The organism is Sphingobacterium sp. DR205 (assembly GCF_011064245.1).
Classification (GTDB): Bacteria; Bacteroidota; Bacteroidia; order Sphingobacteriales; family Sphingobacteriaceae; genus Sphingobacterium; species Sphingobacterium athyrii.
In genome coordinates, this window is record NZ_CP049333.1 from 890040 (window position 1) to 911760 (window position 21721).

The 21721-nt window shown below is 42.8% G+C and carries 15 protein-coding genes; 10 read left to right on the top strand and 5 right to left on the bottom strand.

Annotated features, from left to right (window positions below; translation table 11 throughout):
- The first annotated feature begins 5 nt into the window (after positions 1 to 5).
- Positions 6 to 1250: a YdcF family protein gene (locus G6053_RS03745; RefSeq protein ID WP_165305589.1), complete on the top strand. Its 1245-nt coding sequence runs from the start codon at positions 6 to 8 to the stop codon at positions 1248 to 1250.
- 124 nt (positions 1251 to 1374) lie between these two features.
- Here G6053_RS03745 and G6053_RS03750 read toward each other — a convergent pair whose 3' ends face one another.
- Positions 1375 to 2460, bottom strand: coding sequence for a Gfo/Idh/MocA family oxidoreductase (locus G6053_RS03750; protein ID WP_165305590.1), 1086 nt, complete (start codon positions 2458 to 2460; stop codon positions 1375 to 1377).
- A 51-nt stretch (positions 2461 to 2511) separates the two neighbouring features.
- A complete protein-coding gene (locus G6053_RS30730; protein ID WP_241254911.1) occupies positions 2512 to 3123 on the bottom strand; it encodes a hypothetical protein in 612 nt (203 codons plus the stop codon).
- A gap of 122 nt (positions 3124 to 3245) precedes the next feature.
- On the opposite strand from G6053_RS30730, the gene G6053_RS03760 reads away from it, so the two are divergent.
- From G6053_RS03760 to G6053_RS03770, 3 genes are all read left to right on the top strand, one after another.
- Positions 3246 to 3425, top strand: a complete 180-nt coding sequence (locus G6053_RS03760; protein WP_165305591.1) for a hypothetical protein — start codon at positions 3246 to 3248, stop codon at positions 3423 to 3425.
- Positions 3422 to 3619 (top strand): hypothetical protein, encoded by a 198-nt coding sequence (locus G6053_RS30735; protein ID WP_241254912.1) that lies wholly within the window; start codon positions 3422 to 3424, stop codon positions 3617 to 3619. Before G6053_RS03760 ends, G6053_RS30735 begins: the two co-directional genes overlap by 4 nt.
- Positions 3620 to 3755: 136 nt before the next feature.
- The gene (locus tag G6053_RS03770; RefSeq protein WP_165305593.1) at positions 3756 to 5741 is read left to right on the top strand and encodes a polysaccharide lyase 8 family protein; all 1986 of its coding nucleotides are present in this window, start codon (positions 3756 to 3758) and stop codon (positions 5739 to 5741) included.
- Between the two features lie 151 nt (positions 5742 to 5892).
- Here G6053_RS03770 and G6053_RS03775 read toward each other — a convergent pair whose 3' ends face one another.
- Positions 5893 to 7149 (bottom strand): glycoside hydrolase family 88 protein, encoded by a 1257-nt coding sequence (locus tag G6053_RS03775; RefSeq protein ID WP_165305594.1) that lies wholly within the window; start codon positions 7147 to 7149, stop codon positions 5893 to 5895.
- Positions 7150 to 7407: 258 nt separating this feature from the next.
- Positions 7408 to 9330 (bottom strand): heparinase II/III family protein, encoded by a 1923-nt coding sequence (locus G6053_RS03780; protein WP_165305595.1) that lies wholly within the window; start codon positions 9328 to 9330, stop codon positions 7408 to 7410.
- Positions 9331 to 9745: 415 nt separating this feature from the next.
- On the opposite strand from G6053_RS03780, the gene G6053_RS03785 reads away from it, so the two are divergent.
- Complete coding sequence (locus tag G6053_RS03785; RefSeq protein WP_165305596.1) at positions 9746 to 10438, top strand: outer membrane beta-barrel protein; 693 nt, start codon at positions 9746 to 9748, stop codon at positions 10436 to 10438.
- A 116-nt stretch (positions 10439 to 10554) separates the two neighbouring features.
- Here the strand turns inward: G6053_RS03785 and G6053_RS03790 are convergent, their stop codons facing one another.
- On the bottom strand, positions 10555 to 12945 hold the full coding sequence (locus G6053_RS03790) for a TonB-dependent receptor (protein WP_241254913.1): 2391 nt from the start codon (positions 12943 to 12945) through the stop codon (positions 10555 to 10557).
- Between the two features lie 399 nt (positions 12946 to 13344).
- On the opposite strand from G6053_RS03790, the gene G6053_RS03795 reads away from it, so the two are divergent.
- The 5 genes from G6053_RS03795 (at position 13345) to G6053_RS03815 (ending at position 21672) form a co-directional block, all read left to right on the top strand.
- Positions 13345 to 13965, top strand: coding sequence for a sigma-70 family RNA polymerase sigma factor (locus G6053_RS03795; RefSeq protein WP_165305597.1), 621 nt, complete (start codon positions 13345 to 13347; stop codon positions 13963 to 13965).
- 63 nt (positions 13966 to 14028) lie between these two features.
- On the top strand, positions 14029 to 15009 hold the full coding sequence (locus G6053_RS03800; protein ID WP_165305598.1) for a FecR family protein: 981 nt from the start codon (positions 14029 to 14031) through the stop codon (positions 15007 to 15009).
- A 118-nt stretch (positions 15010 to 15127) separates the two neighbouring features.
- Entirely contained in the window at positions 15128 to 18781 is a 3654-nt protein-coding gene (locus G6053_RS03805) for a SusC/RagA family TonB-linked outer membrane protein (protein WP_241254914.1), read from the top strand.
- A gap of 14 nt (positions 18782 to 18795) precedes the next feature.
- On the top strand, positions 18796 to 20448 hold the full coding sequence (locus tag G6053_RS03810; RefSeq protein WP_165305599.1) for a SusD/RagB family nutrient-binding outer membrane lipoprotein: 1653 nt from the start codon (positions 18796 to 18798) through the stop codon (positions 20446 to 20448).
- Between the two features lie 30 nt (positions 20449 to 20478).
- Positions 20479 to 21672 carry a metallophosphoesterase family protein gene (locus G6053_RS03815; protein ID WP_165305600.1) on the top strand — a complete coding sequence of 398 codons (1194 nt, stop codon included), beginning with the start codon at positions 20479 to 20481 and terminating at the stop codon, positions 21670 to 21672.
- Positions 21673 to 21721 lie beyond the last annotated feature (49 nt).

Here is a 21721-nt window from a genome sequence, read left to right on the forward strand (position 1 = left end):
CGGATATGACAGGTATCATTAAAAAGGTCATTTTGTTGACTTTGGGAATATGCGGAATGCATATTTCCAAAGGTCAGCTCAAACCCAATCCTTCCGGTCCGCAGGACTGGGTAATCCGCAAGAATTATTACGCAAGCTATCTGTTGCTAAAGGATTCCGCCTTAATACAGCAGCTTTGTGCGTCCCAGGCTGTTTCGGCATTGTTGAACCAGCGGTTTGACCGTTTTAAGCGAAGTGATCATTGCACGGATCTCAGCTGTTTTCTGGAAGCTTTTAAATGGAGAAATTCTGAGATCGAACTCATGGCTGAACAAATTTCCAGTCAGATCAAAGGCAACAGGAAATTGGAGGAAATGGTTGAATCGACATTGATGCCATCAAGGACTTATGGTATACCAAGGGATGAGACTGCAAAAATGTATCTTAAGAAAGCGCTGTTACAGGACTTTGGTGCCATGAACTATGTTGTTGATGTCTATGGCGGTGGCAAGAAGCCCAACTATCCCAAGATTGATTCAATTTCTTTTGATGTGAATCGTAAGGCTTACCTTCGGCTTTTGGATGATGTACGTCAGGATGTGCTAAAAGATATTCCGACTGGTAAGGAGGCGCTTTTTATGACAATGATGACAGCAGTTAGGCTGCTTGAGATCAATGAACGTTGGGATGTCGCGCAATTGGAGCCACTGATGGAACTGGAAAATAAAAAGGCGCTTGAACAATTGAAAAAGACGGATTTTTCAGCCTATCCTTACAGCCTGTTGCTGACGCTGGGGGCAGGCCCTGAAATTTATGGACAGCCGATCAGTCCAGGCGGAATGTTACGTGCACGCATGGCTGCCCGTAGTTATTTTGAAAAATTGGCCCCTTTTATTGTACTTTCCGGGGGAAAGGTACATCCCTATAAAACGGCTTATATCGAGGCAATCGAGATGAAAAAGTACCTGATCAATGTCATGGGAGTTCCGGAACAAGCGATCCTGATCGATCCGCATGCCCGCCATACAACTACAAATCTGCGCAATACTGCCCGTATATTACTAAATTATGGATTTCCTAAAGATAAATTTGCCATCGTCAACAGCAGTAAGGCACATATCGATGCTGTAGAAAAAATGGCCGACCGTTGTATCCGCGAATTGGGTTATGTCCCCTACAGCCTTGGAAAACGAATTTCGGATGTTATCATCGAATTTCAGGCGAAAGAAGAAGCATTCACAATTGATCCGGATGAGCCGCTGGATCCCTAACGGTTCACTTCAGAACTCAGATTGAACAAGACAAAACAAATCCAACATGTCTTTGTCAACGATGTTGGTAAATATAGAAAAAGGTATGTGGATTACTTATTTATATACCTTTTTCTATTAAAGATCAATTTAATGTTACCGTCTTTCCTTCTTTCGCAGAACGCTTTGCAGCCTCCAATATCTCAACTACCGTCACATTATTAGTGATGGAACCTAGATCGCCTTCAGCTAGCTGTTTTCGGTTTAAAACATGTTCCAAATATTGGATATGGTTTTCAAAATAAGGCTGATCCGTTGGAATAACTGTCGGCTCCTCATTATGCTGTGTATATTTCACCAGTCTTTTCTCATTTTGTGCATAGAGTTGGGCCTTTGTCCCAAATACCTGAAGATCTTTTACACTGTAAGGCCATGCCCAAGATGCCTGGATGATACCAGTACTGCCATCGCGGTACTTTAAGATAATGGTCGCATCATCTTCGACTTTTGAATAAACTTCGGGCTTCAATTGATGTGTAATAGCACTGACAGAAATAGGCCGTTCGCCATTCTTGATCCATGTCATGAGATTGGCCCCATAACAGCCGAAATCCATTAATGCACCACCACCATTTTTTTGCGGATCCGTCAGCCAATCGAGAAAATAACTGCTACATCCGATTTCCTTCGGCCCCTCATGCCCATCTTTTACAATCATCCGTGTCACACGGCCCAGGGCATTTTGGTCTACCAATTGCTTGAGCTGCTGGTTGCTCCTGTACCAAGTTGTTTCATAATTGACCAAAAAAGGTGTTTTGTTTTCCTTGGAGAGTGTGGCGATACGTTTTGCATCAGACAATGTGGTCGCCATTGGCTTCTCTACCATGACCGGTATTTTGAGCGGCAGACAGATTTCCGCTACATTGATATGCTCATTGGTGGGGTTGTAAGCAAGAACCACATCAGGTTTTACCCTTTTTAATAATGAAGAGAGATCTGGGTAAAAAACGGATTTCGGAAGATTGTATTGTGTCTGAATCCTGTCCGCGAGGATACTATTGGACTCGGCTATTCCAATGATCTCGACCTTCTTCTCTTTGTATAAATTCAGCAGGAGATATACATGGTCGTGATTGAGCCCCGCAACAGCGACTTTCAGTGGACTATTCGCATAAGCAATATGCTGAAATAGCATCGTCAACAAAAAAAATATCTTTACTATATGTTTCATGGTATTCTGTTTAGGTTCAATAAAGATAACATTTTGAAATCTTTAAATCCTTTAGTAAATCCAGTCAATCTTTGGATGCGATTGTATTATTTCCGCTACGATATCAAAATAGGTCTGTCCTTTTCCGGCCTGTAAATCACTCAGTTTCTGTTGGAAATAAGTCTGATTGAAAGGTGAATTAGCAGCGAGTTTTTCCTGATAGTAGGCGAGGGTGGTTGTCACTCCTAGTGCCGCACGGCTGTGATCGATGTCCCTCCAAATGATCGTATGCTTTTTTGCTTCCTGAACTTTTCCAAAGCCACCGTACAGCAGGTCATCGAAACCATCAAGACTGCCAATTTTCCAATTTTCATCGGCCATATAAACCCTATTGATTTCGGCGTAAAAACTCGGAATATCCGCAATACATGCGCCTTCAATAACCACAAAACCCCATTCGGAATGAAGGGAAATGAGCTTCGTAAAGTCTGCCCAGAGCTCCGCTACCACAATTGGAAATGGTGCTTTTGACCATTTGTCCACAAACTGAAAAAGGTCTGGCAGGATGGACTCCCGATTACTTTCGCGTAGGCTTGTCAGGGGCTTTGTTAAAGCCTGCTCCTGAAGATTTCCGACCAAAACTTTAGCAATAACTGCGAGTTGATTTCTGCTATTTGTTTCCATCTGCTTCACATTAGATTTACATATCTAAAGGACTAAAAAAAATTGACTTAACGAAATCGTTTTCGATTTTTTACAAAAAATCCAATACATTTAAGGTTACATTTAGGGATAAATCTAATGCGATGATCAATCGGAAAATGTGCTATCGTATACTTGCGATGTTGAGTGTACTTTCTCTAGTTGAAATTTCTGTTTTTGCACAGCAGCGGCCCAATGTCATTGTGATCCTGAGCGACGATGGCGGTTGTGATGATTTTGGCTGCTTTGGCGGAAAAGAAGGTGCATACACCGCATATCGATGAGCTGGCTAAACATGGAATTCTTTTTCAGTGTGCTTATGCATCTGCATCGGTTTGCGCACCCTCACGTGCCGAATGGGAAGCAAAAAATGGCAAAGCCCAAATGGTTGAGTTCTGTTTTGGATAATGACCAGAACCAGATCATGAAGCACAGAATGGAGGTGGTCGGAACAGCCGCAGAAAAACAATATCCTTAATCGGATAGCTAATAAAAAACGAATGAAAATCATACTTATACTTTTACTCGCATTTGGACTTGTCATGGCTAAAGCCCAGGACAACTATACATTTGATCGCATCAAAAAACATGTGTAGGAGGACGAATTGCAAAGTTTGGCTGCTCACGGTGATAAAACCACAATCTGGAGCAATCAGCTGACTGAAGCTGGTACTTGGTCTGATATAGATTACACGAGTAAATCAATTTCACTGTGGCCTCCAGGAGAACACTTGGATCGCTTGAAAGCTTTGATCGTAGCTTATGTCTCGCCCAAGAGTAAATCTTATCAGCAAAAGTCGCTTTATGACAAGATTGTACGGGCAGCACAGTACTGGGCAAATAACCGATTTGAATCAACAAACTGGTGGCACAATGAAATCGCTTCTCCTAAAGCAATAGGTGTCTGTCTGATCCTGATGAAATTTGGTCAGGAGAAAATCCCAGCTACAGTGGAAACAGCACTGGTCAAGTTGATGGAAAGAGGGGATCCCTATAAGAAAACGGGCGCGAACAAAAGTGATATTGCCATGCATTATTTCTATCGTGCACTGATCCTGGAAGATGCCAGTCTACTGACTGCTGCTATGGAACAACTGCTTTTTCCCATCCAGTTGGTGGATGGGAAAGAAGGGTTGCAATATGATTTCTCTTACTTACAGCATGGACCACAATTGTATATCGCGGGCTATGGCGAAGAGTTTTTAAAGGGAATTTCTAAGGTAATGGCCTATGTTCGCGAGACACCTTATGCGGTTAATAAGGAGAAATTGGCCCTCTTCGAAAAATTTCTTTTGGAAACCTACTTGCCGATCATACGCTCACGTTATATTGATTTTAATGTGCATGGACGTGGGATATCACGACCAGATATATTGCGCAAGGACCAGGAAGTCGCCATATTGCAGCAGATGCAATTGATTGATCCAGCTAAAAATGAGATCTGGAAGAAAGGATTGGCAAAATTAGATAGTATACAGGCTTTTAATGCTGAAGATCAATCTCTGCATCGACATTATTGGAAAGGAGACTACACAACACACCTCAGAAAACAGTTTCATTTCAACCTGCGTCTGGCAAGCAAGCGAACCAACAAATCGGAGTCAGGAAACGGTGAAAATATGCTTGGTAAAAATATGACAGATGGTGTAACCAATATTCAGGTATTTGGTCCAGAATACTATAATATCATGCCAGTATGGGAATGGGACAAAATTCCGGGGACAACAACCCGAGATTATCAGGGTGATCAGGAACTGAAAGAACAGTGGGGTGTACTGGCTGCCAATAGTTTCTCTGGTGGGGTCAGCAATGGTACAATCGGCGCATCGGCCATGTCTGTTCAATACGATGGACTGGCTGCACAAAAAGCATGGTTCTTTTTTGATAAGGAGATTGTTTGTCTGGGCAGTGGAATTAACTGTAGTGCTGCGGAACCGGTCGTAACAACACTGAATCAAACTTGGTTGCATGGCCCTGTCGTATGGAATGGAAAAGAGCAGATGTCAACCGATTCACTGGTTCGAAATGTCAAACAAGGTGAATATGTCATACACAATCAGGTCGGCTATTACTTTCCGGAAGCGATGAAAGTCGCTCTGACGGCAAAAGAACAATCGGGCTCTTGGTACCGCATCAATCGTTCCAGGTCCAAAGATCCTGTTCATGGAAAGGTATTCAAACTATGGTTTGAACACGCAAGAGGCCCGGTCAATGGAAGTTATGCTTATATCGTGGTACCTGGTGTGGATCAGATCGATAAGCGGGCTATGCAGCAGCTAAAAATCTGGCACAATACGCCTGCTGTTCAAGCTGTAGAACATCTGGGTCTGGCCGCTATTCAGGCCGTGTTTTATGAGTCTGGTACCTATCAAATTGGAGCTTGGTCTATTCAGGTGGATAAGCCGGTTATTCTGCAAATCGCAAAGGGAAATAGCGTCTTCAAGCTGGATGTGGCAGATCCACTGCAACAGGAAAAAGCTATACGTATTCATCTCATCAATAAAGGTGCAAAAGTAAATCAGATTGTCGAGATCAAGCTTCCGCAGGCTGAGTACGCGGGTAGTACTTCATCAGAAACAATCCTGACCGGTAATAAATAAAGATTTAATTCTTTCGAATTGCCGTGAATATTAAAAAGTAAGGTCCAAGTTCTCCACAGAACTTGGACCTTATTCATTTGTGAAACTGAGGTTTCAAAATATTAATTGGCGTTGCTTGCCCAAAATCAGCTTTTGATACAGCCTATTTTTATTATTTTTTGAGTTGTTCCAATCGAGTTAGACCTTCGAGATAATAATAATCTGCATAGGTCAAAGGGACATCAATTTCGGAATGATGTGGCAGACTGCCGACACTATGTTTGAGCAAGAAACCTCCGTTGCTTGCGTATTTGGCAAAATAACCTGCTCCTGATAGTGTCTGTAGACTTTCCTTGGCAAAAGCTAAATAGGATTTACTTTCTGCTCCAGAAGTTAAGGTCGATAGTTCAACGAGTGCCGAAGCGACAATGGCTGCTGCTGAGGCATCACGAGGGACGTAATTGAGCTTTAACGTTGAAAAATCCGCATCTGATTTATATCCCTGTTGTCCAGCATTGAAATCCCAGTAAGGGATTTTATCTTTTGGAAGATTTTTGTGGGTCATGTAAAATTTAGCTGCTGCCTGTGCTGTTTTGAGAAACTCTGGTTTTTTTGTTTCCCGATACATCATGGTAAATCCGTAGATAGCCCATGCCTGTCCACGTGCCCAGGTTGAATTATCGGCATACCCCTGATTTGTCTGTTGATGGATTGCTTTTCCGCTGGCATCATAGTCTACAACATGGTAGGTACTATAGTCTGTGCGGAAATGGTTTTTCATGGTTTGTGTTGCATGACTGATGGCCACATCTTTATATTTAGGATCACCTGTCAGATCCGAAACGTAACACAGCATTTCGAGGTTCATCATATTGTCAATGATGACCGGGTATTTCCAAAGTGTTTTGCCATCCCATGACTTTTTCTCATTCCATGATTTGATGACACCGACCTGTGGGCTAAAGCGCTTTAATGCGGTATTGGCCGAATGGACAAGAATGGCTTTATAATCGGCAATTTTTTTCTGATCCTTGAGGTATTTAATTGCCGTGCCATAGGAACAATACATGACAAAACCAATATCGTGATGTTGATCCAAGTCCTTCGCTTTTTCGAGTGCTTCGGTCCATTTTATCGCTTCTTTCTCCGTTTCTTTATTGTGGGTGTGGTTGTAGATATACCATAGTGAGCCAGGGAAAAAACCTCCTGTCCAATCCCATTCATCGGTTCCGCGCAATTGTCCGGAAGGAGTCAATGTACGTGGGAACTTATGGTCTTTGTCAGCTTCTTTGGCCAAAAATTGATATTGTTTCTCTGCAGCGTTGAAGCTAGCATCGATGAAGTTTGGCTTTTGGTCGATAAAGCTGAGCGCAAAAAGCCCAGAAGCGATAAGAAGGATTGTTTTTAAACTGGTTTTTCTTTTTTTCATCTGCATAAATTATTTGTCTATCAATGATTTTATGATTAGGGTATTCATGAGCTCTCTTCGTTTGGTTCGCTTGATTCACGCTGCCTTCGGTGGTATATGTGTTAGCCTCGTTGGTATAAATAAACTCGTTTACTCATTAAATTGGTATTTTATGATATTCATGAGCTCAATCGTTCGGTTCACTCGGATTGAATAAATCATGATGGTTTCATAAGAGCGTATATTATTAGTAAGTTACATAATAATCTTTTCTTCTTTTCATTTGGCTGTTTTAATGATAAAATTATATTTTCCTGTCGATTTAATGCTTTTGGCCTTGAGGCTGATGCGGTAAAGCCGCTCACCCCATACCTGGCTCAGACGTGGGTCGTCCTGCGGAATAGATTCGTACGAAGCAACAAACTGTCCATCGTTAAAATGAAGCACTGCCAGACTATTACCTAAGGTTATTACTCCCTTTGTAATCTTTGGCTCTTTTGCAACCAAAAAGTGGATAATATTTGCCTGTGTTGGACTGCTGATCTTAAACTCGTCCGCTATGGTCAGACCGTCAGCTGCAAGGCGGTAACTTCTATTCCAATGTTCGATATTGGCTGTTTTTGGATAGGCTTTCCCGATATCGAGCTGGAATTTATTTTGTTCAGGTAGGAATACCACATTTTCGGCCTTGTACTCTTTGCCGAACGCCTGATCAGTACCATTGATCTGTGGAAGGTTGTGGTAGGCACCCTGCATGGTCCAGATACTATAGCGATCGTCGCTAAATGTTTTCTTCGTGTAAGTTCCCACACCCGCGTCAATAAAAAGGGGTTGCTGATCCTGGTATAGAATAAAGCTCCCGACATCGTTATGGTTGTGGCTCTCATTATTAAAACCACCTTTGGCGGCGAAGAAAAAACCTTCCTTTTTCAGATAGAGAAACTGCGTTTCCGGATACCACTTAAATGCATTTTGTGGAAGTGCTGCCTGTGTGTGTTGAAGCTGCGGAAAACAGCGTAGATCTTCAAATGCACGGAAGATATCCCGTGAGGGTCTAAAGTCCGCACCTTTACCGCCAAGATCTGTCATGTATCGCGCAAATTGCATCATTTCGGTACTGTGTACATCTTGCCCATAACGATAGATGAGAAGAGGATCTCCACCGCCTTTGGCTGAGGCATCGGCAAAATTGACCACCCATCTGTCACCACCGATATACGATTGTGCGATGTATTCACCCATATCACGGATAAGCGGCTTGTCGAAGATACTGACCTTGTTTTGTGTTACCAGGGAAAGGATCTTGAGGTAATCGTACAATTTACCGGCGGCGTGCCCCCAATAGGATGGACCTTCCTCACAGGCACCATCTTTTTTGATATAATCTATAAAGCGATCAACCGAAGTCATTGTTTTATAGATGCCAGTCAGTTGAACATCCGGATTGTCTTCTATCAGCAGCAGGCAGGTGAGCACATTAAAATTGCACCAGGGATTCCAGTTGTTGACCAATTGGTTTCCTTTGAGTTCAAAGCCCTGCCACCACATATCATTGCGGTCCAGATAAGGCTGTATAATGCGTTGCTGGATATGCTGTTTTAGGCGTAGACTAATTTCCGGATTGATAGTGTTGAAGGTGTCCCGAAAGAAATAATGTATCCACGAAAGTAAGGATCCTACATCGCCGGCCATGAGGTCAATGACATGTATCCGTTCTTGTGGTAGGGATCTTTTGCTGGATTGGAAAGCTGGTAGGTGGGCCGATAATGACCAAGTAGACATCTCGGTCATATGCCAGGTACCGTTTAAAATCTGATCGATATAACGTCCTTTCCCCTCAGCTAGCTCAGCTAATAGCAAGTTTGTGAGCGCGGTACAGTTTTCGTTCATCGGCTTTTCCATCATGCCGCGGTTGCCTGAGCGTTCATACTCCAGATAATCTGTTGCCTTGACCACCTGCCATTGATAGTCGAGTGCTTTGTCGCCTTTGGCAACAACCTGCTCCCGGAAGGGTGCTATCAGCTGATCCCATGCCTTACGATCGGAATAACTTGGATAGGGAATCCAGGACTTGTCCCGGCTCAGGTTGATCTTGAGATCTTCCTGTTTAAAAGTGCCTGTGAGTAGCTTTAATTCTTTTCCCAGTAGCCTCTGAAAAGAGAGACTACTGAGAAAGAAGAATAGGATTAGATATATTCTCATGTTTACCAATCTTGATTTTGTGGCAGAAGTGCCGCGTTCATCTCTATTTATTGTCCCGGTACCGGCCAAAGCTTATGTCGGGGTTGATACCCTCTGGTAACGAGATTATCGCGTGCACCCAGCGATTTTTCGCAACGGATGCGTTTTGGATCTTGATCATTGGCTTTGTTAGATTTAATTGGATGAAAAAATGAATTTTCTGTACTGTGAATTTACAGTATTCAGTATGAACGATTCTGTCATTTCGTCGCAATCGTTTTCGTAAAGAAATCAGTATGCTTCTAGCTGAATTTATGCTGAAAAGAAGCCAGATATAGGCAATGAAATTGTATTTATTCCGTAAATTGATGGTCAATGGTAGCGGTTTGCATTTGTTTATCGTTAACAATGAAAATTATATAAACCTATTTTCTTTATGATGACTATCAAAAAACTGTCGTTATTGTTATGTTTGTCAATCGGGGGCTGTCTCGTACACGCACAAACTAAATGGAATGTGAAAGCAGGCCTGAACTTCTCGAATATCGATGCAAAAAACAAGGATGGTAATAAAGCAAATACGGAATCCGTCGGAGGTCTGTATTTAGGAATTGGTCCGACGATAAGAATGAGCGAACGATTCGCTCTTGAGCCGGCGGTTGTATTCGCTAAACGGGGCTTCGAACGAAAAGAAGGTAAATTTATCGGCTGGGGCGAGAATTTTAAGGCTAATACTTCCTATTTGGAACTACCCATTGATGTTGTTTTTAATTCACCAATCGGTAACGATCAACTGCAATTTGGACTTGGGCCTTATATAGGCTTTGGCCTAGGAGGGAAATGGAAAACCTCCGAACAGGTCTATATTGATGATATCGGTATTGGTCAGAAAGGTGATATTAAGTTTCAAAATGATGCCAGTATAGCGGATTATGGAGATTATATTCTTGGAAAATCGTTTGATTACGGTATTCGGGCCAAGGTGAACTATCTATTCAGGAGACATTATCTTGTTGGTATGGAGTTTCAAAAAGGGATTGCTAATTTAGAATCAAAATGGGGCGATTATAAACCTGGGGGATCACTAAGAAATCGTTCATTAGGGATTTCTTTGGGTTACAAGTTTTAGAAACTATTTTTTTATTATAGCTATAAGCCTGTATTTAAAAAGATTGATTCCTAAAATCATTTTAGGAATCAATCTTTTTATATCGTAAGTCTATTCGAGTCTATTATATGTAGCGTTTAGAATTCGATCCTATAGTTAATGGTCGGTATGATCCCGGTCCATTTTTGCGGTTCGATGATACGTTTGCTGAAGTTGTAATGCATCCCGACCGTATTCTCTCTATTGAGGATATTTTGAATATCCAGGATGATGAGGTGGCTCACTTTTTTGCGGTTGATGCGGTAGCTTGATGAAAAATCAAGTCGAATATAAGGATCGGCAGTTAGCGTATTAATCCGGCTTTGATCGATGATTTCCTCATCTAAGCGCAAGGATTCATCCTCCAGCACCGGAGAGTATTTTCTTCCGCCCGCGTAGATCAGTTTGGCGTTCATCCCGAATAGGTTATTTTTATTTTTTCCTACTGTCCATTCTTTTCCCAATAATAGATTACCGACATAGCGTGTATTGAATGTTGTATTGTATTCTTTGCCATTGAGTGCTTTGAATTTGGAATCAAATATTGAAGTGGTGGCCATAAAATAATACCCCTTGCTGAGTGATTTTTCAACCGTTAACTCAATGCCATAGTTTCTGCCTGTACCTTTATTGACCAATTGACGATAGGTTGATGTTCCGATTGCCGAAATATCCGACACGTTGAGTAGGGAGAAGTTCATGTCTGGATCTGAGGATACAGGGACATTGTATAAATGTTGATAATAGACTTCGGTTTTAAATCTCAGCGTGCGGCTTAGATTTTTTTCATAGCCTATAACAGCCTGCGCGGATTTGGTAGGGGATAGCGCTGTATTGTCTGTTGTATTTTGACCGGTTCCGTTCTTGGCAAAATAATAACTGAGTGGTTCTAAACGATTGTAAAGCCCGGTACCAAAGGATATCGTCTGGTCTGCCGCGACTTTCCAGTTTAAGCCCAGTCTAGGTTCTGCAGTCCAGCTTTTACTTAAGGCAAAATAGTTAGCGTGTACCCCCGTATTTAGTGTCAGGCGATCGGACAGTTCAGTTTTGAGCTGTGCAAAAGCGTCATAGGTACTGGTATTCCCTTGTTCATTGATCCGTTCTTTTAATGCGGCAAGTTCGGTATCATAGGTTAAGGCGTAGAGATCATAGCGAAGCAGACTGGCATTGATTCCCGCCCGGATCGTGTTTTTACTGTTTGCTCTATAATTGAGGCTTCCAGCATAACGGATTGCGGTATTTGTAAATTTATCTTTATGATACAGGCTAGTAACATAATCCTGTGTCAGGGTATCTGTTTTATTGGAATTGCGGCTGACCGATGCCGAAATAATATTGGTGAAATACAATCGATCATTGGCGATATATTGATGTTTTAGCCCGGCACTACCAGCATTAAATCCCAAGTTCATGTCCTGTGCATCTGTGCGTTCCTCCCATTCCTGGAAATTGCGTTTGGCAGTTTCCTTTATTTTTCCCAGACCGCCTATCCCAAACAATGAAAATGTTCCGGCCTTTTTGGTTGGAAATACAAAATTAAAGGAGAGGTCCTGGTATTTTGGGATACCGGTATCCGAGACTTTTACCCCTACTTTTTCCAATAGACTCAATGAGGAGTAACGATAGCTGATCAAATAAGAGGCATCGCTTCCTTTTTTGAAAGGCCCCTCTAAAGTTGCACCTACTCCCAACACACCGACGTTGAATGTATATTCGCGTTTATCGGTATTTCCCTTTCTAAATTTAAGGTCAAATACTCCCGATATGGCGTTGTTGTATTCAGCAGCCAGTCCACCAGTATAGAAATCAGATTTTCCCAAAACCATCGTATTAAGCATACTGATCCCTCCACCGGCGGCACCTTCGGCCCCAAAGTGGTTGGGATTTACAATTTCGATGCCTTCCAATCGCCATTGTAAGCTTTTAGGCGAATTTCCACGCACAATTATCTCATTGTCGTCACCACCGGCAACAACTCCGGGAAAGCTCTGTGCCATTCTGGCCGGATCAAAGAAAGCCCCAGCATACCGATTGGTCTCCTCTGGTGAAAATGAGCGACCACTGGTCATCGCCATTTGATTTAATGGTTGCTTTCCGGTGTTGGCATAAACCACGGCTTCGTTTAAGGTGTTTGCCTGTGGTTCCATTTCAATATTAAGGATATTCTCACGGCCAGAGGTGATGAGCAGTTCTGATAGCTCTTCCTGTCTATAGCCCGCCATACGTACCCGTAATACTTGACGTCCAACAGGAACTTGCAGCAGCCTAAATACCCCCTGCTGATCTGTACTAACGGATTTTGTATCTCCGTTGGAAGAAAGAATAATGGTGGCACCGATCAGTGGTAGTCTTGTATTTTTGTCCAGGACAGTCCCTTTGACAGTCTCGGTCACCATCCGTCGGTTTGTCTTCGTCGAATCTTGAACCTGCGCAAGTGATTGCGTGGCCTGGGTCGCCATTGCTATGATTAAGATTGATGTTAGTTTCATATTGATTAAGCTTTATTTTTATGACAGCTAACTTTCGTTTTACCCTTAGCGACCGGGATAATTTTTTTAAATAGACTTATTTTGTCTTTGGAAATAGGATGCGGTAAAAATGTTATTAACATAAATAGCACTTATATAGAGTAAATTAACAGTGTTGTTAACATTTTTTTTTATACAAAGCGATTGCTCGGTACTTTGAAAGCATCGGGCTTCGCCCACCCGATGCTGGGCAGGTTTTCAACAAAATGTCTTTTAATACTTAGGTACTTAACATGGTTATTAACAAAAATGAAGGCTTATTGTACAATATCGACCCACCTCATGTAAATGGGAAGATTGTGTTTGAAATCTTCCGGAAAAATTAACATTCCCGTAATCTTGTGCCACTATCTTTGTAAGGTGAAAACGACCAAAGCCCATGTAGATAACCATTATTTGTCACTTTTTAAAGCAGGTGATCCCAAAGCTTTTACCTATTTTTTTGATTTGTATTGGGAGGAGCTGTACACAACAGTCTTTCGCCATCTTAGGGATGAAGCCTCCGCAAAAGATCTCGTGCAGGAAGTTTTTATACACATCTGGGAAAGGCGCAATCTCATTAACACCGAATATAACTCCTTGAAATCCTATCTCTATACTTCTGTTAAAAACAAAGTACTCAATTATTATGCGACGGAGCGGGTTCGTAAACAGGTGTTTGATCAGGCTGCCTTACGAATGGAGCTATTTACCAATTTAGATGATCATAGTTTAGCAAAGTACAAGGCATTGGAGGTCATTGTGGAAGACTCTATTGGACGGTTGCCCAAGCTGATGCGATCGGTTTATTTGATGCGCTATGAAAACTATTCGATAACGCAAATCGCCAAAGAGTTAAACCTGGCCGAACAGACTGTCAAAAATTATTTATCGGATGCAAGAAGAATCCTGCGTCAGGAATTGACCCAACGATTTGCTGAACGTGATTCTATTTTTCTACTCTTCGCAGGCAGTTATCTGCTTCATTATTATTTAATATAAAAAACACATTGAATTAAAGTACTTCGAGGGTATTCGCCTGTATTAGAATAAAAAATAATAACAGTGAATATTGAGAACTTTAAACGCATAATACAATACTACCTACAGGGAAAATTAACTGAAGGGGAAAGTAAACGGGTGGATAGTTGGTATCAGTCTATTACAGATGAAGATATTAATCCGTTTCATGATACGGCCCATCGTCATGCGGTAAAGGACGAGTTGTTTGAGCGACTTGTACCAGCTGTACGGGCCGAGAGAAAAAAAGCAGCTCAAAACCAACGGTTTCGCTGGCTATCTGCCGCTGCCGCATTCGTATTACTAGGTGTCTCAGCTCTTCTATTTTTCCGGGACAATCAATCAGCGCTCAATTCCGGGGCAACAGTATCCGAAACGCAGCTTATGCAAACAGTGACGAAAGCCGGTGAATTGCGGGAGATTTTTCTTCCCGATGGAACTTCTGTTTTTCTCAATGGAAATGCACAGATTCGCTATGATAAGATAAACTACGGAAAAGATAGAACCATTTTTTTAGATCGTGGCGAAGCCTTCTTCAAGGTCAAGCGTGATACTTTGCATCCGTTTAAGATAGCATCAGGGGCTATTTCTGTCGCCGTATTAGGGACCTCATTCAATGTCAATCGTTCACAGGCTTCCGGACAAGTTACGGTTGAAGTTAAAACCGGACGTGTAAAGGTGTTCGCTGAAGAAAATGGGGAACAACATATCCTGACTAGGGGTAAAGCGGCACGTTACAGTCTGGCAAAAAAACATTTTGAAATTTTTGATCAGCATCCAAGTACTGTGAATCTATGGACACAAGGTGGCATGCTATTGAATAATGTGGGATTCGATGCGCTAAAAGAAATTATTTATAACCGTTATGGTGTTGTATTGATTGCAGACAACCTTGATACGGATAAATTCAACTACTCCCTGATGATTCCTCAGGTTGAGTCCTTGGATCAGGTCTTGAATATGATCTGCACTATTCATCAAATCAAATTTAGGAGGGAAAAAAATGAAATAATCTTACACAAATAAGCTGAATTAGCAGAAAACGACGGAAAATCTATCAAAGGAAAAGTGCTCATCTGGCAAACCGCTAAATCGACCAGTGAGCACCTTAATAAGTCATGTTAAAAAACATTCATACAAATATATGTATAAAATAACAAAGCTCACCAGCCTGGCAGTAAAGCTCGCGCTCTGTTCAGTGCTTTCTATTTCGGGAGCAAATAGTCGTGCCGGGGCAATGGATAGCGTACATCTGATACCTGGCGATCTGATCAATATTCATCTCCGTAGTGGCAATGCTGCGGAAGCTGTTCTCCAGCTTTCGCAGGAAACAGGTCAGGCAATTGGTTATGATCGAAATATTCTCCACCTGGAGCGTATAGCAATAACTGAAAAGGTATTCCGCAACGTGCATCTCGATGAGGTATTGAACTATATTTTGAGAGGTACCGACATTCAATCAAGGAAAGTCACGGGCGGGATTGTCCTTGTTCGAAATGCGGGCAAACAAACCTCTTATCCGTTGAAATTGCAGATTTTAGATGTGGACAACAAGCCCGTAGCCGGCGCGTCTGTGCATGTGATTGAGACCGGGCAGAGTAGCTTGTCTAATGCAAAAGGAGAGGTAACGGTCAAGTTGAGTCCTGGTGAATATCATGTGGTGATCACACATGTTGGCTATGAGAAAAAGGAACTCCATCCTATAAAACTGGATGATAACAATACTACTGTACGTCAGGTGATCTTAAAAAGAAATGATAGTGTGCTCGATGAAGTCGTGGTAACGGCACTTGGGATTAAACGTCAGGATCGTTCCCTGGGTTATGCAGTCGGAAAGATCAAAGGCGAGGATCTCAACCGCGTCAACAATGATAATTTTTTGGTTGGAATGGCGGGGAAAGTTCCGGGAGTCACGATCAGTTCAACGGGACCAACAGGCTCGACAGTCAATATGGTGATTCGGGGAGCTTCTTCGTTGAGTACAGACAATCAGCCGCTTTTTGTCGTCGATGGGGTGCCATTAATGAATAGTCTGAATAATATCGGTCAAATAGGGGATGACAATAAAGTCGATTATGGTAATGCCATTGCCAATATCAACCCCGAAGATATCGAGCATATCTCCATCTTGAAGGGACCCAGTGCAGCTGCTCTTTATGGTTCAAGAGCGGGCAATGGCGTCGTATTAATTACAACCAAAACAGGGAAGAATGCAGAAAAAATGACGATTGCTGTCAATAGCAACACGGTATTTGATATTCCCTATAAGTTTATTGATCTGCATAATAAATTTGCGAGCGGTACCATGCCTTGGAGACCCGGTGACCAGCCCGGCAATTTGATCATCGAAGAGGAGTCAACTGTCATGGTCGGCCCAGCCCTAGATAAAGGATATAAAGCTGTTCAATGGAATAGCCCGCTTGATGAACAGGGGAAACCGATCCCAACGGAATTGAAATCGTATCCGGACAATATCAAGAATTTTGTGCAAACGGGTATAACAAGTTCCAATGGTATTTCCCTGAGTAACCGCAGTGAACGATTGGATTACCGTTTTTCGTATTCTAATATGGCTAATAAAGGGATTATTCCCAATGCAGACCTTTTTCGAAATACGTTAAATATCAATTCAACCATGCGACTTCGAAATAGTCTGACTTTAGGCCTCTCTCTGGATGCCAGCCGAAATAATTCGAATAACAGACCAGCTGGAAATCGGGGGACAAATCCTATTCAGGCGGCTTATGAGGTTGCTCCACACATTAATATTCTCGATCTAAAGGATTATTGGCTCCCCGGACAGGAACAGCTACAACAGCGTTCCCAGTCTATAGGCAATCATAATAATCCCTATTTTTTGGCCTATGGCGTTAATAATGCCTTTACCCGGGATCGCGTATTTGGAAATCTACGGCTGGATTGGACGATTAAAAAAGACTGGACGGCGATGCTGCGCTATGCCACAGATGTTTACTGGGAAAATAGGGAAACAAAAATTCCCTATAGCTACACCAATGAGCCCCGGGGTGCCTATGGGATTGTGAATCTGATGAATATGGAGCAGAATATTGATGTTCTGACTACTTACACACAGAAAATGGGTGATTTCCATGCGACGGGTTCATTGGGAGGCAATTTGCGCTACAACCGTGGTAAGTCTGTGCAAAATACATCAAAAAATGGTGCCGGTCTAATCACGCCGGGCTTATATACATTGGCAAACATCAGTCCACTGAATCTGGACTTCTACAGCTCCATCTCGGAAAGAGCAATAAACAGCGTATATGGATTGGTGAATCTAAGTTATCGTGATATGGTTTATCTGGATCTGACAGGACGTAACGATTGGTCAAGTACGCTTCCGGTGGATAACCGATCCTATTTTTATCCTTCGGCATCACTAAGTCTACTGGCCAATCAGGTATTGAAGCTGCCTAAAGCGATTCATTTAATGAAGCTTAGAGCTGGAGTTGCACGGGTCGGAAATGATACCTATCCCTATAACCTATCCAATGTGCTGAGTAATCCGGGCAGTTGGGGAGATGTACTGCGCCTGACACGCTCCGGAGCACTCTTGATTCCTGACCTGAAACCCGAGATCGCAACATCTTATGAGTTGGGGATGGATCTCGGTCTGTGGAACAATCGCTTAAAGTTTGAGGGAACCTACTACAAGTTGGCGAATAAAAACCAGATCATCTCTACGACGCTCCCAAGTTCAAGTGGTTTCAATTCAAAAAATATTAATGCCGGCTTATTGAGTAGCCGTGGTATCGAGCTGGCCCTCTCGGGGCGGCCTATCGCCAAAGAAAATTGGTCATGGGATCTCGGACTCAACTGGCACCGCAACCGTACCCGTATTGATGAATTATCGGAAGGAGTAGAATTTTATACTTTTTGGACCGACGGCAGAGGAGGAGCACGTACCTATGTAGGGGAAGAAATAGGCGATTTATACGATTCGAAGCTGGTCACAGTTGAAGATCAGTCATCGCCTTATTACGGATTTCCAATCCTAAATAAAAATGGTTCCTGGCAGGCCGTCCGGATCAATAATAGTCGCAATAAGATCGGCAACTTTAATCCGGATTTTACCATGGGGCTGCAGTCCAGCCTAAGGTATAAAAAATGGACAATGAATATCGCGGCGGATATGCGTTTTGGTGGAAAATTCATGTCGCAAACTTATCGCTATTTTGAATCCAACCTGACCACACAGCGTTTTCTTGATCAGTTGATCAACCCCAAGGGAATGACAGGAGAGACACTTCGAAATTACCTGATAGATAATAATCTGGTGCGTGTCCAAGGGAATCGCTATCCGATTGTTGGGGGACCGGGGGAAGAGTATGGCGGTTATCCTGTGAATGTGGGTGGTGTCACCGGAAATTTCGGCGTATTTAATCCCGGGGTTATTGCCCAATACGATGATAAAGGCAATATCACAGGATATACTGAAAATTTAGGTGCCGAGGGGACCAAATATATTGCTTACTCAGATAATTATCCATGGGATTTTATGAATGCAGCAACATTCGATGCTTCATTTGTCAAACTTCGTGAACTTTCTTTTAGCTATGATCTGTCGGGAAAATGGTTGAAACGGCTCGGCATAGCAAATGGAAGCCTAGGGGTCTATACGCGCAATCTGATCTTATGGACCAAAGCAAAAGTGGGAATAGATCCGGAAATGGCTTTCCAGCCCGAAACAGGCATTGGATTTAAACAAGGAATTGAGCGTTATAACGTGACGCCTTGGTCAATGCCGATAGGATTTAAAGTAAATGTGACATTTTAATACCGGTAATAAGGATGAAAAATCAGTTGAAGACATTAACGAAAATGATCATTGCGCTAGGGATGATTTTGAGTATTTCTGCGTGTAAAGACTTGACAGAACTCAATATCAATCCGAATGGAGTGAGTGAAGAGGATGCAAATCCCAATCTGCTATTGCCAACGATATTGACGGGAGCAGCAAAAAAATACAATGAATTAAGTTTCTCCGATCTTGGTGGAGTGATGCAACATACGCAGTTTGATGCTTGGTTCAACTCGCATAATGACTATGAATGGACGGGAGGAATTTTGAGCTGGGACAGTTACTATGGTTTTCTGCGGGATAACGAATTGATGCGTAAACGGGCCGAGAAATTGGGCCTGAATTTTCATCAGGGTGTTGCCCTGGTGATGCGTGCCTATCTGTTTGGCCTGATCACCGACTTATGGGGCGATGCGCCTTATACGGATGCCTTGAAAGCAGAACTGGGGGACACCAAATATAATTTTCCAAAATACGATAGCCAGGAAGTGATTTACAAAGGGATTATCGAGGAACTAAAACAGGCAAATGAATTGCTGTCGCGACCGGATGCATCCTATGAAGTATTGGCGGGTGCTGATGTGTATTTTGATGGTAAAGCCTCCAAATGGCGCCGTTTTGCCAATTCCCTAGCCTTGAGGTATTATATGCGTATTTCAGAGAAGGCGAATACTTTTGCCAGGCAGGGAGTTGAAAACATGCTGGCCAATCCCGATAAGTTTCCACTGATTACCAGTTCGGCAGATGAGGTACTGATGGATTTTGCCGGCAATAATGCTGCCGATTCCTGGCCGTCAAATACGGTGTATGATGCCAGTGGAAGCAATTTCAGAAGAATGAAAATGTGTGCTACATTTGTCGACCGACTTCAGGAACTGAATGATCCACGACTGGCCGTTTGGGCAAAAAGGGTAGAGATACCAATCGAAGTGAGCAGCACGGTACCCCCTGGTACCGATAAAATTGTTAACGGCATTCGCATCCTGTCACCCGATGTAATCAAGGGAATACCTATTGATACAGATAAAGATTATGTGGGTTTGCCACCGAGTGGATCTAAAAATCCTTCCGCTTATAATTTGAATCCGACACCCGGACAGACTTCAATCAATCCCCATGTATCTTATCTCAATGATATTTATCGCTCAGCCAAAGGAACTTTGCTCAAAGCGAGGTTGTTGACTGCGGCCGAAGTGGAGTTTATCTTGGCTGAAGCGGCCTGGAAGGGCTGGGCTGTACCCGAGACTGCGCGTACATATTATGAACGTGGTATTCAAGCCTCGCTGACAAGCTGGGGAAAAGCGTCAAATTACGCAGATTATATTCGCCAAAAGGGTGTGACTTTTGAAAATACACAAGTACAGATTATCGAGCAAAAATGGATCGCTAGCTGGTCCACCGGTGCACAGGCCTGGTTTGATTATCGGAGAACGGGGTATCCAAAATTAAAAGCTGGACCTGCAGCGATCCGTGCACAGCTTCCGGTACGTGTACCTTACATGCAGACAGAAATGAGCGTGAATCATAAGAATGCCGAAGAAGCGTTAAGCCGTATCGAGAAAACAGCGTATTCGCAGGCTGATAATGAAAATAGTGCATGGTCCAAACCTTGGTTATTGCAAGGAACGGGTAAACCTTGGTAAAATATACAGGATACATAGATTAAAATAACAATGAAAATAAAATCTCTTTTTTTAGCAATAGCGTTATGGTGTTCCATGGCGCATGGTCAGGCACAGTCCAGTGTGACGGATAAACAGCCGGATCGTATTATGTTGACCTGGTCTGACGATCCGAGCAGCACACAGTCGGTCTCCTGGCGCGCGACGGGTAATGGCGAAAAAATAATAGGACAGATTGCCGAAGAGCAAAGCAATCCCGATTTTGAAACAAATGCGCATACAGTAGAAGGTACCCGATCGTATCTGGAAAGGGGCGAGCAGAAGGATATTTATAACCATGTTAGCTTTCGGAATTTAAAACCCGGAACAACCTATACCTATCGCGTAGGTGACGGTACCCATTGGAGTGCGTGGAATCAATTTAAAACGGCGGCACACTCGGGTGATTTTTCTTTTATCTACCTGGGGGATGCTCAGAATGATTTGCGTTCGCGCTGGTCACGGACGATTCGCCGTGCTTTTCAGCAGGAATCAAATGCACGTTTTATTGTTCATGCCGGTGATCTGATCAATCGCTCCAATACGGATGAGGAATGGGCTGAATGGTATGAAGGGGCAGGGTTCATTCATCAAATGATACCTGCTATCCCCACGCCCGGGAATCATGAATACCGACGCGATTCGACAGGAAGTCTGGTTTTGGATCCGCATTGGAAAGTACAGTTTAACCTACCAAAAAATGGACCTGTGGGACTTCAGGATGCGGTTTACTACTTGGACTATCAGGACCTGCGCATTATTTCTCTAAACTCCCAATTAATTATGCTGGATTCGGTAGCGGCTTCTACACAAGAAAAATGGCTGGAGAGTGTACTGGCTTCTTCCACGAAAAAATGGAATATTGTTGTGATGCATCATCCGGTATACTCTACAGCAAAAAGTCGAGACAATACCATATTAAGAGAACGGTTCAAACCTATTTTCGAGAAATATGGTGTTGATTTGGTCTTGCAGGGCCACGATCATACCTATGCCCGGGGTAGCCTTGGCCGAAAACGACCTGTATACCTGTTGTCAGTAGCGGGACCAAAGATGTACGAATCTGATTCTGAGCGATGGATGGATGTTGCAACCGAGAAAACACAACTCTACCAGGTGATAAAATTCAGGGCGAATAAACTCTATTTTGCAAGTTATAAGCTCAATGGACAATTGTTTGATTCGTTTGAGCTGTCAAAAAAATAATCATAACGTACGCTTATGGATCATTTCCGTCTGAAAACAAAGTCGACGG

Excerpts from the sequence above, each read along its gene's own strand:
- G6053_RS03805 (WP_241254914.1), top strand. The coding sequence starts at position 15,128 with ATGTATAAAATAACAAAGCTCACCAGCCTGGCAGTAAAGCTCGCGCTC.
- G6053_RS30730 (WP_241254911.1), bottom strand. The coding sequence starts at position 3,123 with ATGGAAACAAATAGCAGAAATCAACTCGCAGTTATTGCTAAAGTTTTG.
- G6053_RS03750 (WP_165305590.1), bottom strand. The coding sequence starts at position 2,460 with ATGAAACATATAGTAAAGATATTTTTTTTGTTGACGATGCTATTTCAG.
- G6053_RS03785 (WP_165305596.1), top strand. The coding sequence starts at position 9,746 with ATGATGACTATCAAAAAACTGTCGTTATTGTTATGTTTGTCAATCGGG.
- G6053_RS03810 (WP_165305599.1), top strand. The coding sequence starts at position 18,796 with ATGAAAAATCAGTTGAAGACATTAACGAAAATGATCATTGCGCTAGGG.
- G6053_RS03760 (WP_165305591.1), top strand. The coding sequence starts at position 3,246 with ATGATCAATCGGAAAATGTGCTATCGTATACTTGCGATGTTGAGTGTA.
- G6053_RS03790 (WP_241254913.1), bottom strand. The coding sequence starts at position 12,945 with ATGAAACTAACATCAATCTTAATCATAGCAATGGCGACCCAGGCCACG.
- G6053_RS30735 (WP_241254912.1), top strand. The coding sequence starts at position 3,422 with ATGAGCTGGCTAAACATGGAATTCTTTTTCAGTGTGCTTATGCATCTG.
- G6053_RS03815 (WP_165305600.1), top strand. The coding sequence starts at position 20,479 with ATGAAAATAAAATCTCTTTTTTTAGCAATAGCGTTATGGTGTTCCATG.
- G6053_RS03780 (WP_165305595.1), bottom strand. The coding sequence starts at position 9,330 with ATGAGAATATATCTAATCCTATTCTTCTTTCTCAGTAGTCTCTCTTTT.
- G6053_RS03775 (WP_165305594.1), bottom strand. The coding sequence starts at position 7,149 with ATGAAAAAAAGAAAAACCAGTTTAAAAACAATCCTTCTTATCGCTTCT.
- G6053_RS03745 (WP_165305589.1), top strand. The coding sequence starts at position 6 with ATGACAGGTATCATTAAAAAGGTCATTTTGTTGACTTTGGGAATATGC.